At 44.0% G+C, this 14,692-nt stretch carries 15 protein-coding genes; 9 read left to right on the forward strand and 6 right to left on the reverse strand.

The features are described 5' to 3' along the window. The first annotated feature begins 77 nt into the window (after positions 1 to 77). Together FLP08_RS07785 and FLP08_RS07790 are read left to right on the forward strand one after the other, a co-directional pair. The gene (locus FLP08_RS07785; RefSeq protein WP_156275627.1) at positions 78 to 812 is read left to right on the forward strand and encodes an NAD(P)-dependent oxidoreductase; all 735 of its coding nucleotides are present in this window, start codon (positions 78 to 80) and stop codon (positions 810 to 812) included. 7 nt (positions 813 to 819) lie between these two features. Further along, positions 820 to 1,152, forward strand: a complete 333-nt coding sequence (locus FLP08_RS07790; RefSeq protein ID WP_162430972.1) for a DUF3291 domain-containing protein — start codon at positions 820 to 822, stop codon at positions 1,150 to 1,152. A 58-nt stretch (positions 1,153 to 1,210) separates the two neighbouring features. On the opposite strand, the gene katG is transcribed toward FLP08_RS07790, so the two are convergent. Next, complete coding sequence (katG, locus tag FLP08_RS07795; protein ID WP_156275629.1) at positions 1,211 to 3,463, reverse strand: catalase/peroxidase HPI; 2,253 nt, start codon at positions 3,461 to 3,463, stop codon at positions 1,211 to 1,213. 188 nt (positions 3,464 to 3,651) lie between these two features. Between katG and FLP08_RS07800 the strand changes: the two genes are divergently transcribed. Next, positions 3,652 to 3,819, forward strand: a complete 168-nt coding sequence (locus FLP08_RS07800) for a hypothetical protein (protein WP_156275631.1) — start codon at positions 3,652 to 3,654, stop codon at positions 3,817 to 3,819. A gap of 285 nt (positions 3,820 to 4,104) precedes the next feature. Then, positions 4,105 to 4,872: a transglutaminase domain-containing protein gene (locus FLP08_RS07805; RefSeq protein ID WP_156275633.1), complete on the forward strand. Its 768-nt coding sequence runs from the start codon at positions 4,105 to 4,107 to the stop codon at positions 4,870 to 4,872. On the opposite strand, the gene FLP08_RS07810 is transcribed toward FLP08_RS07805, so the two are convergent. Then, complete coding sequence (locus tag FLP08_RS07810) at positions 4,869 to 7,490, reverse strand: mechanosensitive ion channel domain-containing protein (protein WP_156275635.1); 2,622 nt, start codon at positions 7,488 to 7,490, stop codon at positions 4,869 to 4,871. The genes FLP08_RS07805 and FLP08_RS07810 overlap by 4 nt on opposite strands. A gap of 264 nt (positions 7,491 to 7,754) precedes the next feature. Between FLP08_RS07810 and FLP08_RS07815 the strand changes: the two genes are divergently transcribed. The 5 genes from FLP08_RS07815 (at position 7,755) to FLP08_RS07835 (ending at position 10,484) form a co-directional block, all read left to right on the forward strand. After that, positions 7,755 to 8,258 (forward strand): cupin domain-containing protein, encoded by a 504-nt coding sequence (locus FLP08_RS07815; protein WP_156275637.1) that lies wholly within the window; start codon positions 7,755 to 7,757, stop codon positions 8,256 to 8,258. 2 nt (positions 8,259 to 8,260) lie between these two features. Then, a complete protein-coding gene (locus FLP08_RS07820; RefSeq protein ID WP_156275639.1) occupies positions 8,261 to 8,683 on the forward strand; it encodes a hypothetical protein in 423 nt (140 codons plus the stop codon). Positions 8,684 to 8,784: 101 nt separating this feature from the next. Further along, positions 8,785 to 9,555: a DUF6090 family protein gene (locus tag FLP08_RS07825; RefSeq protein WP_156275641.1), complete on the forward strand. Its 771-nt coding sequence runs from the start codon at positions 8,785 to 8,787 to the stop codon at positions 9,553 to 9,555. 31 nt (positions 9,556 to 9,586) lie between these two features. Further along, positions 9,587 to 10,063: a DinB family protein gene (locus tag FLP08_RS07830; RefSeq protein WP_156275643.1), complete on the forward strand. Its 477-nt coding sequence runs from the start codon at positions 9,587 to 9,589 to the stop codon at positions 10,061 to 10,063. Continuing rightward, on the forward strand, positions 10,035 to 10,484 hold the full coding sequence (locus FLP08_RS07835) for a VOC family protein (RefSeq protein WP_238388462.1): 450 nt from the start codon (positions 10,035 to 10,037) through the stop codon (positions 10,482 to 10,484). The genes FLP08_RS07830 and FLP08_RS07835 overlap by 29 nt, the downstream gene beginning before the upstream one ends. An 18-nt stretch (positions 10,485 to 10,502) precedes the next feature. Here FLP08_RS07835 and FLP08_RS07840 read toward each other — a convergent pair whose 3' ends face one another. From FLP08_RS07840 to FLP08_RS07855, 4 genes are all read right to left on the reverse strand, one after another. Then, positions 10,503 to 11,171 carry an FAD-binding oxidoreductase gene (locus FLP08_RS07840; RefSeq protein ID WP_156275644.1) on the reverse strand — a complete coding sequence of 223 codons (669 nt, stop codon included), beginning with the start codon at positions 11,169 to 11,171 and terminating at the stop codon, positions 10,503 to 10,505. A 111-nt stretch (positions 11,172 to 11,282) separates the two neighbouring features. Further along, positions 11,283 to 12,293 (reverse strand): LLM class flavin-dependent oxidoreductase, encoded by a 1,011-nt coding sequence (locus tag FLP08_RS07845; RefSeq protein ID WP_156275645.1) that lies wholly within the window; start codon positions 12,291 to 12,293, stop codon positions 11,283 to 11,285. A gap of 145 nt (positions 12,294 to 12,438) precedes the next feature. Further along, positions 12,439 to 13,350 carry a PorP/SprF family type IX secretion system membrane protein gene (locus FLP08_RS07850; RefSeq protein ID WP_156275646.1) on the reverse strand — a complete coding sequence of 304 codons (912 nt, stop codon included), beginning with the start codon at positions 13,348 to 13,350 and terminating at the stop codon, positions 12,439 to 12,441. A gap of 9 nt (positions 13,351 to 13,359) precedes the next feature. Then, a partial coding sequence (locus FLP08_RS07855; RefSeq protein ID WP_156275647.1) for a T9SS type B sorting domain-containing protein occupies positions 13,360 to 14,692 on the reverse strand: 1,333 nt, incomplete at its 5' end.

Raw genomic sequence — 14,692 nt, forward strand, 5'->3', positions numbered from 1 at the left:
CATATTGCCGGTATTTAGTATCTTAGAAATCAGATTTTTGCCCCAGCATTGATTCAACTTCAAAGATCCTTTAAAATATGACTACACTCGTAGCAGGCGCAAGTGGCGCCACAGGAAGAAAACTTGTGGAACAGCTCCTCGAGCGGGGTGAAAAAGTAAAAGCCATCGTGAGAAGTCCGGAAAATCTCCCGGCCTCCTGGCAGACTAATCCCGATCTTGAAATAATCAAGGCTTCTTTACTCGAGCTTTCTAACCAGGAACTACAGAAGCTCACCAAAGATTGCCATGCGATAGCCTCCTGTTTAGGGCATAATCTCACCTTGAAAGGTGTCTTTGGAAAACCCCGCCGGCTGGTGACCGATGCGGTTCGAAAACTCACTGAAGCTGCAAAAGCCAATGCTCCGGAGAAACCCGTGAAATTCGTCTTAATGAATACCAGCGGTAATTCTAACCGTGACCTTAACGAACCTGTCTCCTTTGCCCAGAAGTGCGTGATCGGCTTACTTCGCCTTACCCTTCCTCCCCATGTAGACAATGAGAAAGCTGCCGATCATTTGAGACTGAATTTAGGTAGGGAAGATGAACTCATAGAATGGGTAGCGGTGCGACCAGATGGGCTTATCAACGAAGAAAAGCCTAGCGAATATGAAATTCATCCTTCACCGATAAGAAGTGCCATTTTTGATGCGGGCAAAGTAAGCCGGATCAACGTGGCTCATTTCATGGCAGAACTTATCACTAGTGATGAGCTTTGGCGAAAATGGAAAGGCCAGATGCCGGTAATTTATAGTAAGGAAATGGACCCAAAATAACTGCGGGGTGAAGGCAAGTATCACATTTATACGGCTCAAGCATCCCTTTCATTTTTTCCTGCTTTCCTGGCGAGCCATGAAAATCCTGAGGCAGCTAAAAACAACGAATTGCCTGGAAGTAAAAACCAGGGGTGCCTGGACCAGGCATTATACCATGACCCTATGGAATAAAGAGCAGGACCTCATAAACTTTTCCAGGTCTGGAGCACATCTGGAGGCTATGAAGAAAAGCAGGCAGATCGCAAAAGAAATAAGGACGATCAGCATCGATGCCGAAGAACTACCAGATTGGAAGGAAGCAAAAGTTCTGTTAGAAAAAGCTCGTATACTTAAGTTCTAAGGATCAAATAAAAAAGGCAGTCCAGAAGACCGCCTTTTAAATATTGGAAAGAATACTTCTATTTAAGTTCGAATCTGTCCAGGTTCATCACCTTATCCCAGGCAGTTACAAAATCCTTTACAAACTTCTCCTGGGCATCGTTGGTTCCATAAACCTCTGCGATGGCTCTTAGTTCTGAGTTAGATCCAAAAATAAGATCTACACGGCTACCTTTCCATTTCACATCCCCGCTTTTACGATCGCGGCCTTCAAATTCTGTTTCAGCTTCTGAAGTCGCTTTCCAGGTTGTATTCATATCAAGGATATTTTTGAAATAGTCGTTGCTCAGGGTTTCTGGACGATCTGTAAATATGCCCTTTTCAGAACCATCATAATTGGCATTGAGAGCACGCATTCCTCCCAGTAACACGGTCATTTCAGGAGCGGTAAGGCTAAGAAGCTGTGCCCTGTCTATCAGCATTTCCTCTGCTGAAGCAGAAATATGATCCCTGTTCCTGAAATAATTTCTGAAACCATCTGCATTTGGTTCCAAAGGTTCGAATGCTTCCACATCTGTCTGTTCCTGGCTGGCATCGGTTCTTCCCGGGGTAAAAGGCACGGTAATATCCTGACCGGCTTTTCTGGCGGCCCTTTCTATCCCGGCACATCCTCCCAGCACGATCATATCTGCCATTGAAACTTTTTTATCTCCAGATTGGGAATTATTGAAATCCTGCTGTATCTGTTCCAGTTTATCCAGCACTTGCTTAAGTTCTGCCGGATTGTTCACTTCCCATCCATTCTGGGGAGCCAGGCGGATCCTTGCCCCGTTGGCACCACCTCTTTTATCTGAATTTCTGAAGGTAGAAGCCGAAGCCCATGCGGTTCTTACCAGCTGAGCAATGGATAAACCTGAATCCAGGATCTTCCCCTTCAGGGTTGAGACATCTTCTTTATTAATGAGTTCATGGTCCACTGCTGGGATTGGGTCCTGCCAGATAAGCTCTTCCTGCGGCACTTCAGGCCCCAGGTATCTTGAAATTGGTCCCATATCCCTGTGAGTCAATTTGTACCAGGCCCGGGCAAAGGCATCGGCAAATTCATCAGGGTTTTCATAGAAATGCCTCGAGATCTTTTCATAGGCCGGATCCATCCTCAGGGAAAGGTCTGTAGTAAGCATAAATGGAGCATGCTTTTTGGATGGATTATGGGCGTCTGGAATGGTATCTGCTCCGGCACCATCTTTAGGCTGCCACTGATAGGCTCCGCCTGGTCCCTTGATACATTCCCATTCGTATTTAAAAAGGTTATCAAAGAACTTGTTGCTCCATTTGGTTGGAGTATCGGTCCAGGCTCCTTCTATTCCGCTCGTAATGGTATGCTCTCCCATTCCGCTTTCAAAACTGTTCTTCCAGCCAAGCCCCATTTCTTCTATACTTGCTCCTGCAGGCTCATGGCCTACATATTTGTCTGCATCTGCCGCTCCATGGGTCTTTCCAAAGGTATGCCCACCGGCTATTAGCGCTACGGTTTCGTAATCGTTCATGGCCATTCTTCCGAAGGTTTCGCGAATATCATTGGCGGCTTTTAAAGGATCAGGGTTACCGTTTGGCCCCTCGGGATTTACATAAATAAGTCCCATATGGGTTGCTCCAAGCGGATTCTCCAGTTCATGGTCTCCGGAATATCTTTCTTTATTCCCCAGCCATTCACCTTCTGCTCCCCAGTAGATATCTTCTTCCGGTTCCCAGACATCCTCTCTTCCTCCGGCAAAACCAAAGGTTTTAAAGCCCATGGATTCCAGGGCGCAGTTTCCGGCAAGGATCATAAGGTCTGCCCAGGAGATCTTTTTGCCATATTTTTGCTTGATAGGCCAAAGCAACAGCCTGGCCTTATCAAGGTTGGCATTATCTGGCCAGCTGTTGAGAGGCGCGAATCGCTGAGTACCCGAACCAGCTCCTCCACGACCATCACCAATACGATAAGTTCCCGCGCTATGCCAGGCCATCCTGATAAAGAAAGGACCATAATGACCATAATCTGCCGGCCACCAGTCCTGTGAATTTTCCATAAGATCAAAAAGATCCTGTTTTACGGCTTTAAGATCGAGGCTCTTAAATTCTTCTGCATAATTAAAATCCTTATCCATAGGATCAGATAAGGAAGAATGTTGGCGAAGTATGCCCAGGTTGAGTTGGTTCGGCCACCAGTCACGATTGTGGGTTCCACTTCCGGCGGCATTGTTCAGGGCTCCACCCATAAATGGACATTTTCGGCTAGATTCATTAACGTCCCAGACTTTATGGCTATCTGGATTATTACTCTGTGACATTTAAATAAGTTTTATCGGTTAACCTTTTAAAGTTAAAATAATTTTTTCTTATAAATTTTAATTATACATAGTTAAAACCTATGGTTATTAGTCAAAACCTATGGAGCTGAAAATTCCCTTTTTCACATTAAGCAATTGTAGATAATTGAAAAATTCAATTATATTCACACTCAAATTAAAAATACAAGATGAATATTGGCAGAATCTTAGGGATCCTGATAATTGTAGGAGGCATCGTTTTCCTGGATTATTTTGATTTCGAAAACAACTTAATAGGTTTTGGTTCTGGCCTAATGGTAGGCCTTGGAGTTCTGCTTCTTATAAAGGGTGGTCTAAGAAAACCCTTAAATGAATAGACCTTTTTTTAAACAACAATTTATGTAAAAGCTAAAAATAATATTGAAACTGAGGTATCCAGCCAAGCCTTTCCCTACCTAGGGATACCCTCAAAACAACTGATATTTAACGAATTAAATTTTTCAGTTAGACATTAAACAATACCTTTTAAGGTAAGGGAACCGAATGCTATAAGATACTCTACTCCTTAGCCGGACTTTTCATTCCCCTTCTAAATTTTAAACTGGATCTTATCTCTAAAGATTTTATCCATACGGCATAGATTATATCTAATAAGGACCCCAATGAGCCTAAAATTTAAAAAGAAGAAACAGTTAGACCTTCGTATCACCTACCCCGACAGGTCCAATGACTTTTATTTGAAAAAACTAAGGGAAGACTACGACCTGCAAAGCCTGGTAGATCCTGACCTTTCAGACCTTCAGAATATACTCAGGATACAGGCCTGGGTGCATTCCAGGTGGAAGCCAGACCATAAGAACAGGCCCAGGAAGAACTATCCTTCCTATCTTCTGAAAGAAGCGAAAAAAGGAAAGAACTTTAGAGCGGTAGATTACGGCACCGTGTCTATTGCCTGCCTGCAATCCCTCGGATATACTGTGCGGGGATTATGGCTGTTCCCGGGAAAAATGGACGAAATGGAGAATGCCAGGGCACATGTAGTTCATGAGATCTACCTGAAAGACCTTAAAAAATGGTTCTTTATAGACCCCTGCTTCAATATTCTGGTTCTTAAAGATGGTATTCCGCTAAACGCCGTAGAATTACAACAGGCACTCATCCACGAACAGGAAGTTGAAGTAAAAAATCCCCTGCACAAGATAAACACCGAAGAATACCTTGAATGGATAGGCAGCTACCTGTATTGTTTTACCATCAGCCTAAACAAGGGGTCGATAAGCCTTTGCGATCGCATCATGGGCAGGAAAAAGAAAATTACCCTGGTGCCGGTTGGGGAGAATCCGCCTCGAAAATTGCAAAAGACCTTCAGAAGACGTACGAACATAGTTACTCACTCTCTCGGGGATTTTTATGTAAATATGGAAAATTAGGTCTCAGATGGGTCACCCTCAGATCTATCCCCTGCATCCTCGCTTGGGTCCAGTTCTCCCTGCTTTTTGGTTTCGTGTTCTGGATTGCGATGCTCAATAGGCTGCACCACTTCAGGGATATCCGGTCTCTCTGAATCCTTGGCTGTAGGAGCGCCCATCTCCGGAGTTTCAGTATTTTTTTCGCTACCCGGCATGCTTTTGATATAAATATCCCGCTGCGGAAATGGGATCTGGATATTTGCTTCTTTAAAGGCATTATAAACACCTATCGAAATATCACTTTTAGCCTGCAGCCAGTTCTCATAGTGGCACCAGAACCTTAAGGTGAAGTTCAGCGAACTTTCTCCAAAATCCATGAACAGGGCCTGGGGCGGAGGCTGCTTCAGAGTGTGTTTATGGCCTTCAGCCACCTTAAAAAGTATCTTCAGCACCTCGTTGGGATCAGATCCATAAGTGGTGCCCACATGTACCTCTACCCGCTTGGTATTGTTAGAAAGCGTCCAGTTTATCAGGTCGTTGGAAATAAGATTATTGTTCGGCACGATCACCTCGGCCCCGTCGAAAGTAGTGATATTAGAAGAGCGAATGCCAATTCGGTTCACGGTACCCAGCAGCTTATCAACTTCAACGGTATCTCCTTTTATAATTGGCCTTTCGAATACCAGGATAAGACCTGAAACAAAATTGGAAATCACCGTTTGCAGCCCGAAACCAATTCCGAGGCCCAGGGCACCGGCCATCAGGTTGAACTTGCTCAGGTCTATGCCCAGAGAAGAAAGGGCCAGCACGATCCCAAAGGCGATGATCAAGTACCGAATAATTAGCGAAATGGCCGTAGGCACTCCCTTGGGTAATTTAAAGATCTTTAAAACGCCATCCTCATCGTTCAGCAGGAATGCGATTATACGCGTTAGCAGGAAGGAGATGAAAAGTATGAATATGAAAGACAGCACATCCTTCAGGGTAAAACTTATATTTCCTATCCTGTAAACCTCCTCCAGTAAATTGTTCAAATAAGCCACAATAGGCTCCAGCTGGTCTATCAGATTCAGGAAAAGCAGACACCAGATAAAGATGAGGCCGGCCTTTACGATCCTGAATACCTTCTTTTCGGTATGGTATTTCTTACGGATATCAACATTTTCCTTAGCGTGGTAATGCCGGTGAATAATACTGAGGAAAATCGAGTACAACACCATGAGCAGGGAGTTAAACCAGATCAGGAGAACTCCGCTTCGACTAAGGATCTTCAGGCTGAGATCGGTAAGGTTCACATATCCAAGTATGTTCGAGACCAGTGCAATTACACCCAGCAGGTAAGCCAGGGGAATCAATAATGAAAGGAACCAGCCCAGGCTCCATTTATCGTATTTCTTCTTACTTCTGAAAGGATGGGTGAATGCCAGCAGGATGCCAAGAATAAGTATGGTTTCTGTAAGCAGGTAAAACCGGTACTGCTCTGCGTTGAACCAGACATAGGTCTTCACAGAATTAAAAACATACAGGAACACGGCAAAATAGAGCAATTTCTTATACCGCTTATCCACGAAGGTGATCCAGAGAGGAACCGAACACAACAGCAACAACAGGCTGTTGATATCCAAAAATAACTTGGGCAAGGGCACAAAGAAGTATCTTGCCAGTAACAAGGATAAAAAGAAGATGGTAACTATGTGGTTTTGCAGGAGAACCTTGCTGGCCTGCTGAATATCGATATCTTTTTCGACCAGTGGAAATTTCTGAAAAGCCTTTTTAAGATAAACCACCAGGTATGCGATAAGCCCTACCAAAAAAAGGTATAAAGGCAGATTGGTTTTGTTATTTTCTATGAATTTCAGGATACCCACTTTGGTAATTTCCAGCGAGTTCAGGTTCTCTTCCCGTGAAGGGGCTGAAATATTCTCAAAAGAACTCTGCCAGATGGGAAGAATACGCTGGTAAAACAGCTGGTAAACCTCAGAGCGCTTCATGGCTGAAAGCTGCTCTATGATCTTACCTGTTTCCCTTATCTCGCGATTCACCTCTGATTCCAGCTGGAGATATAGCTTGTTCTTTTCAGCAATGCTATCCCTGAGTTCCTGCAATTCTATCCAGGTAGACCTGATGCTGGTTTGCACCTCGGCAGGAAAATCCTCTTGCTGGGCGTTCTTATAGTTCAGTTCCCAGGTAGCATCTTTCGCCTGTAAGGTCTCGAAATACCCGGAATTACGATTTTCTATTTCGTTGATCTCAGACTCCCACTGGGACAGATAATTTTTAAATCCCTGCCACTTAATGATAAGATTATCGATTTTCTCTCTATTGGGATTGGCATTAAAGAACCTGTTTACCGCCTTTTTCTGAGTATTTAAAAAACCCACATAGATAGGGAAAAGTGAGTCTATCTCTGTTTCGTTGGCCACAACCCTGTCCCTGATGTTCTCGATATCCTCATTCGTTTCTTCGATCTCACGTATTATCTGGGAAAGGGGTATTATCTCCGGCTTTACTTCCTGGATAGAATCAAGCCTTTCTTCCTGATCTTTTTCTTTATCCTCCTGCGCAAAAAGGCAAAAAGGAAGTAAGAGAAGCAGCAGGAATAAAAATTTTCGGCCAAAAAATGGAGAATTGCTATACATCTAAATAAAGCTAAGAACCTTTCTAGCTAATATAAGATTTTATTTTTCTGATTTGCAGTTCATTACGCCTCTAATTATTGATCTAAGAAGTGCCTATCACTTCTGAATACCACGAATAAAATTTCTCAAACTTTCAGTATTTATCCAGCTAGGGAGGAAATTTATGGTCGGCTACAGCTTCAGCCTAAGTTTTTTCGGAGAGAAGCTCTGCTGATTTTCTTACTTAAATTAAGTATTTTCGCCGAGCATGAAACCTGACTTCCAATGAACAAACTGGAAAAAATAATTGCACGGCTGGACCTGCAACCACATCCTGAAGGTGGTTTTTTCAGGGAGACCTACCGCAGTGAAGGGGAAATTTCCCAGTCCGAGCTCGGGGAGGCCTACTCCGGAAAAAGGAATTTCAGCACCTGCATTTATTTTTTGCTCACTTCAGAAGCACATTCAAATTTTCACCGCATCAAGCAGGACGAGATCTGGCATTTTTATGACGGCTCTCCCATCAGGCTGCACACTATTTCTGAAAACGGGGAACACAAAGAGCAGCTTATTGGCAGGGAAGTCTTGAATGGTGAAACACCCCAGCTAGTAGTGAAAGGTGGTGACTGGTTCGCGGCAGAAGTGATCAACGAAAACGACTTTTCCCTGGTAGGATGCACGGTGGCGCCAGGTTTCAGTTTCGAGGATTTTGAACTTCCGCCGGGAAAGGAATTATTAGAAAGGTTTCCGCAGCACGAACGCCTAATCACAAAATTTACCAGCAAATAAACATGAGCGATCATATCGAAGAAAATAAACAGCTAAAATCAACCTCCCAGAGAACCCAGGAACTGCCCGAACTTTATTCGAAAAGGATCATCCTGATCTTTTCCGGGCTGTTTTCGGTCATTTTCGGTGCTGCCCTTTTACTGAGCAACCTGAAAAAACTGGAGGAGAAAAAAGGCACCTACCAGGTACTGCTATTTGTGTTTATATACGTCGCGGGACTTGTGTATAAGCTTAGCTCTATAAAGGCCGGGACCAACTTTTCCCTTCCCCTTAATTTACTGGGTGGGCTCATCCTGAACGAATATTTCTGGAACCGCTATATAGGCAGGGAAACCGAATACGAGAAAAAAAGCTGGGTCAAGCCCACGCTGATTTCGCTGGCCATTAGCGTACCGGCGTTTCTAGCTCTGGTCTATCTCGGGTAATTCCCTGGCAAGCACTTTACATAGCCTGGCGCAGGCATAAGAATAATTTTAATATTTTAGTTGCTGATTAAAAGGGAATTACAAAACTCCCGGGTACTATCATGTTAAGATTCTTCAGGAAGATCAGGCAAAGATTACTGGCTGAAAATAAGTTCAGAAAATATCTCCTTTACGCCCTTGGCGAGATCACACTGGTGGTGATCGGAATACTTATTGCCCTGGCCATAAACAACTGGAAAGAAGATCGCATTGTGGAAAAGCGGGAAGAATTCTATCTGCAGGGACTTAAGGATGAATTTGAGCAGAACAGGATCAAGCTGCAAAACCTGATCGAGGTGAACCGGCTCAATTATCAGAATTCAAAAAAGATAGCCAGCCTTATTGGCAATTCTGAAGACCTGGAAAACGAGGAACAGCTTTCAGAAATGCTCTATAATTCTTTTTCTTACGAGATCGCTTATAACCCGAACAATTCCCTTTTGAACGAACTCATCAATTCCGGAAGGCTCGAAGATATCTCCAGCGCCGAACTAAGAAAACATCTAACCGCCTGGGATTCCTATATCCTGAGTTTACGCAACCAGGAAAATGCACTCAAGGCCCAGCGGGAAGAAGTAGTGAACCTGTTCCGTAAAGAGAATGCCAGCATCAGGACCATTTTAGATCAAACCGGGGTAAGCTCGCGGGAAATGGGGCTTGAAAAGAGTAATTCTGAATTCAGCAACCTGGAACTGATAGAGTCCAGGGAATTCGAAAATAACCTGCTCATCTTTATCCTTACCGGGATCGCTACTGAAAATGCCCAGTATAAGCCGTTAATGCAGGAAATAGATCTTATACTTTCATTGCTGGAAGAGCAGATGAATAGTTAAATGTATAACTGAAGTTTCGTAATTTGCCTCGATGGAAACGATCGAAAAACAGATCCTGGAGACCTGGTTCATCAACCACAGGGCCAACCTGAAGCTACTGGAAAACATTTCCAATGAAGAACTGGGCCTCACCACTTCTAAACGAGGCGGTGGCAGTGTTGGCCATCAGCTGGCGCATATGTACAATGTGAGATACTGGAAACTGGAAAGTTTCGACAGGAAAATGGTTGCCGACCTGCAGACCATAAAGGCCGGTGATGCGAAAAGCATTGATATGCTAGTAGATTGCCATACGATCACCGCGGAAAGAATTGCGGAGGTCATCAATAGAAGTATTGAGAACAATGCTGAAGTAAAAGGTTTTAAACGAGGATTGGTGCCCATGCTCGGATATTTTATCCACCACGAAGCGCATCACAGGGGGAATATCATGCTGACTCTTAAATTATGTGGTTTTAAACTGCCTAAAGAGCTTAAGTATGGCATATGGGAATGGAATAAAATATAACTTCAACAGCGACCAGGAGCAATATTATAGCCCGATAACTGAATTAAAAATAAAGATGATGGATTCAGGCTTTCTCGAAATTTCCCCGGTACTGCCCAGCCAGGACATAGATAGGGATGTAAAATGGTATTATAGATATGCAGGATTCGAGCTCCTGCATAAAGATGAATTGTACGCCGTCTTAAAACGGGAAAACCTGTGCATCCACCTGCAATGGCATGCAGACACGCCGGAGGATCCTTTACTGGGTGGATCGGTGATAAAGATATTCGTTAAGGATATTGAACCGCTTTTCAGGGAATTCGTGAAAAGAGGAACTGTTGTTGCAGATAAATTAAGAATCCAAACTCCCTGGAATACCAGCGAGTTTGGATTTTATGATTTGAATAATAATGCGGTATTTATTGTTCAGGACCTTTAAACAGTTAATTTTTAGTAATTACTGGTCATCTAGTTGTACCGAATCTGGGTTCGCCCCCAGTTCTTCCAGGATATCATTGATGGCCTCGGTCATTTTTGGAGGTCCGCATACATAGAACCTCTTATCCAGATCCTTGATCTCCTTCTTCAAAAATTCCTTATCCAGGTAAGCCTTAGTGTATTTCGTGTCTTCCTGGTCTGTTATCAAGTAAGTGGCCTTATCGCCCAGCATTCGGTCTAATTCCTCCTTCAGGATAATATCCTTATCGGTCTTATTAGAGAATATGAGCCTGTTTCCATCGATCTCCCCCTTCTTATCCAGTTCTCTTAAGATCGCGATGTAAGGAGTGATGCCGGCTCCTCCGGCGATAATATAACCCGGGCCCTTATATTCAATAGCGCCCCAGGTATCCCTGACGATAAGCTCATCTCCCGGCTTCAGTTTATCCAGCTGCTCGGTCACCCCATCATGGTCTGGATAGATCTTGATAGTGAATTCCAGATCGTCTGCATCTTTCAGGCTGGTGAAGGTAAAAGGTCTCTTTTCATCCTTCCAGTCCTCCTTATTTATGGAAACTTCGGTAGCATGCCCGGGCGTGAAACTATAACCCGAAGGTTTTTCACATACGAACTGTTTTACATCGTGAGTTACCTGAAATATCGATTTGATCTTTACTTTTTCTTCCATTTGTTTTTCTTTTCAAGTTAATGGATTAAAAGCAAATTTCAGAAGCGATACAGACTGACAGCTAAATATTTAACCATCCTTAACTAGAAATCGGCTAGTTTTAAAGGTCTTTTAGGAATTGATCTCTTTCATGATCTCTGAAAATATCTCGTAAGACCTAATCCTGGCCTGCTGATCGTAAATATGCGAGGCAACGATCACCTCATCTACCCCGGTCTGTTTCAGAAAATCACGGGTTTTGGCAGCAACAGTTTCCCGGTCCCCAACAAAGGCATATTTCAGCATACGCTGCAAGGCAGGATTGTCCCTCACTTCCCTGAGCTCGGCGTCCATTTCTGTTGGTTTCTGAAGATAATCCAGGTTACCTGTAAGCACGCCGACCATCATCCTGAGTGAACTGGTAGACAGGATCTCAGCTTCCTCGTTAGTATCGGCCGCGGTCACGTTGATCCCGGCGATGCTATAAGGCTCATCCAGGTATTTTGAAGGCTGGAACTCCCGGTAATAGATTTGCATGGCTTCGAATAACTGTCCAGGCGCGAAATGACTCGCGAAGACATAAGGCAGGCCTTTCTCTGCCGCCACGTGGGCACTGTCGGTACTTGAACCAAGGATATACATGGGTACATCCACTCCTTCGGCCACGGTTGCCCGGACTTTGGTGGTATTAAGTTTATTCCTGAAATAGCGCTGGATCTCGTCTATCTCATGTGGAAACTTGAATACCGAATTCACCCGGTCACTTCGAATGGCGTGCGCGGTCACCTGGTCGGTTCCGGGAGCACGACCAAGGCCCATATCTATCCTTCCCGGATATAGGGAACCAAGGGTTCCGAACTGTTCGGCCACAATTAGAGGCGAGTGGTTTGGCAGCATGATTCCTCCAGAGCCTATCCTTATCTTATGGGTTCTGGCGCCAACATGGCTCATAAGCACGGTAGTGGCAGAACTGGCGATACTCACCATATTATGATGTTCAGCCAGCCAGAAGCGTTTATAGCCGAATTCCTCAGCTTTCTGGGCCATTTCAACGGTATTTTCAAAAACCTTTGAATGAGGGATATCCTGTCCCACCACGGCAAGTTCCAGTAATGAATATTCTGTATGTTTATTTTGAGGCATAGGTATAAATTTAAAAGCCGCATTTCTGCGGGCCGGGAGTTGGTCTGGAAGACCAGTATTTCCTTACAAATATCGGAAAGTGGCCAAAAATAAAAACCTCTCCGGAGAAGGGAGAGGTTTTTATTGTTAGTCGGTTTGCTAAACCTTAAAAGAAACGTGGGGACATGTACTTATTCAGCGTATTCGAAATATCGAATTTCAGGACGATCTCATGGGATCCTGAATTATAACTTCTTAATTCTGTAGTATCGGCATCATAGGAATACCCAACAAAAACATTATCGAATACCTGGAATCCGGCCAGGGCACTTACCGCAGAGTTTAGCCTGTAGGAAGCTCCCAGGGTAAATCTTTCCAGAAAGAGGAAGTTAGCAGACAGGTCAAATTGCAGAGGAGCACCGTCTGTAACCTTCAGCAAATAAGCCGGTTTCAGCTTTAATTCATTGCTAAGTTCAAACACATATCCTCCCATGAAATAGGTGTGAAAACGCTCTTTTGCCAAGTAGGTCTCCCGAACATCATTACGCTCATAATGACTGGTCTCCAGCATTTGAGGCACAGAAAGCCCCAGGTAATAATTATCACTGTAAAAATAAACCCCAGCCCCTATATTCGGCGTAAACCTGTTATCTATATTTTCCTGAAATTCAGTATCGGCATCTGATCCTGTAAGCTGACTGAAATCCACATTAAGGATATTCGCACTGGCTTTTAATCCGAAGGCAAGGGCCTTATTTTCAAAATCTAGGGTGTAGGAGAAATCAGCATTGATGATCGTTTCATCGCTGGGCCCAACCTTATCTGAAATTATAGATCCTCCAATTCCGACATTTTTACCAATCTGGTCATTGATACTTAAAGAAAGTGTCTCCGGAGCACCATCCAGGCCGACCCATTGTGACCTGTAGACGCCAGAGATCTTTAAAAAATCTTCTGAACCTACATAGGCTGGGTTGAACAAAGAAGTATTATACAAGTACTGGGTATACTGTGCATCTTGTTGAGAATATCCAGAGATCCCGGCAATAAATATGAATATGATTAAGTACTTTTTCATCTTGATTTTTTATCTGTTTAGATATAAATGACCTGATTTCGTTTTCCATTCGCCATCCTTATACCGAAGAATATAGAAATAGGTTCCCGCAGGCAGCTCTTCGCCTTTCCGAACGGTTAAACGTCCTTCAGAAATTCCGCGGAATAGTTTACTGTTATCGCCATAGTCTCTGGCTTCATAGACCATTACTCCCCAACGATTATAGACCTCCAGGGTATTTTCAGCAAAAGTTTCAATTCCCTTTATTTCAAAATAATCATGCACTCCATCTCCGTTCGGTGACAATTTCTGAATGATCTCAGGTCCATTTTCAAAACATTCCGAAGAATTAGGGTTTGGATCACATCTATTTAGCGGATCACTTGTTGCTGAAGTTACCAAAGGAGTTCCAGCGTCATCGATTCCATTTACCTCTTCGCCGTCGGTAAGCCCATCATTGTCGGAGTCTGGATCGAAGATATCTGTACCCTGAGATCTTTCTTCAGAATTAGTAAGGCCGTCACCGTCCGGATCACAATTGTCACCCGTCTGGAATGGATCACAGGAATTTAAGGGATCGCTCACTTCTGAAGGGCCGGCATCTGTGCCTGGATCATCTACCACAAGAACCTCTTCCCCATCGGTCAATCCGTCGCCGTCAGAATCAGGATTTTCAGGATCTGTACCGAGGATTTCTTCTTCCTCATTAGATAAGCCGTCATCATCATGATCTGAGTCCTTCAAGAAGCTTAGGGTAATTACCTGAACCGTTACTCCTCCCAATTCATCTGTAGTGGTGATCTCCAGCGTATACTCTCCAGGTATAAGGTTTTCGGCCTCGCTAACCACAAAGCGACCCTCGGTCGTCATAGTGACCCCTGCCGGAAGATCGCCCGAGGTGATATTGGCACCAACAATTAAACCATCCTGATCACTAACCGTAGCCAGGATATCTTCATTATGATAATCATCTACCTCTTTTGCCTGTAGAACGGAGTAAATTGCTTCAATATCTGAAGGAGAATATTGGAGCTCCCCGTCACAGTTTTCGTCCACATCGTTGTCTGGAATTTCAGTAGCATCAGGATTTATAGCTGCATCGCTATCATCACAATCGCTCACCGCAGGGGAAGTCGTGCTATATCCGGTTCCCGGAGAAGCACATTGGGTTGTAGAATCCACACTTCCAATAAATCCGTCGCCGTCATTATCAATTCCGATATACCAAACTGTATCCGGGTTGATAGCTTTATCAGAATCATCACAGTCATCAGTAGCCGGTTCGGTCAGGCTATACTCTGATCCCGGACTTGTACAGGAAATAACTGAAGTGGTTGATCCTAAATAGCCATCACCATCAGCA

It is taken from the genome of Christiangramia aestuarii, assembly GCF_009735585.1.
Classification (GTDB): Bacteria; Bacteroidota; Bacteroidia; order Flavobacteriales; family Flavobacteriaceae; genus Christiangramia; species Christiangramia aestuarii.

Excerpts from the sequence above, each read along its gene's own strand:
- FLP08_RS07845 (WP_156275645.1), bottom strand. The coding sequence starts at position 12,293 with ATGCCTCAAAATAAACATACAGAATATTCATTACTGGAACTTGCCGTG.
- FLP08_RS07815 (WP_156275637.1), top strand. The coding sequence starts at position 7,755 with ATGAACAAACTGGAAAAAATAATTGCACGGCTGGACCTGCAACCACAT.
- FLP08_RS07805 (WP_156275633.1), top strand. The coding sequence starts at position 4,105 with ATGAGCCTAAAATTTAAAAAGAAGAAACAGTTAGACCTTCGTATCACC.
- FLP08_RS07785 (WP_156275627.1), top strand. The coding sequence starts at position 78 with ATGACTACACTCGTAGCAGGCGCAAGTGGCGCCACAGGAAGAAAACTT.
- FLP08_RS07810 (WP_156275635.1), bottom strand. The coding sequence starts at position 7,490 with ATGTATAGCAATTCTCCATTTTTTGGCCGAAAATTTTTATTCCTGCTG.
- FLP08_RS07840 (WP_156275644.1), bottom strand. The coding sequence starts at position 11,171 with ATGGAAGAAAAAGTAAAGATCAAATCGATATTTCAGGTAACTCACGAT.
- FLP08_RS07825 (WP_156275641.1), top strand. The coding sequence starts at position 8,785 with ATGTTAAGATTCTTCAGGAAGATCAGGCAAAGATTACTGGCTGAAAAT.
- FLP08_RS07800 (WP_156275631.1), top strand. The coding sequence starts at position 3,652 with ATGAATATTGGCAGAATCTTAGGGATCCTGATAATTGTAGGAGGCATC.
- FLP08_RS07835 (WP_238388462.1), top strand. The coding sequence starts at position 10,035 with ATGGCATATGGGAATGGAATAAAATATAACTTCAACAGCGACCAGGAG.
- FLP08_RS07850 (WP_156275646.1), bottom strand. The coding sequence starts at position 13,350 with ATGAAAAAGTACTTAATCATATTCATATTTATTGCCGGGATCTCTGGA.
- FLP08_RS07820 (WP_156275639.1), top strand. The coding sequence starts at position 8,261 with ATGAGCGATCATATCGAAGAAAATAAACAGCTAAAATCAACCTCCCAG.
- FLP08_RS07830 (WP_156275643.1), top strand. The coding sequence starts at position 9,587 with ATGGAAACGATCGAAAAACAGATCCTGGAGACCTGGTTCATCAACCAC.
- katG (WP_156275629.1), bottom strand. The coding sequence starts at position 3,463 with ATGTCACAGAGTAATAATCCAGATAGCCATAAAGTCTGGGACGTTAAT.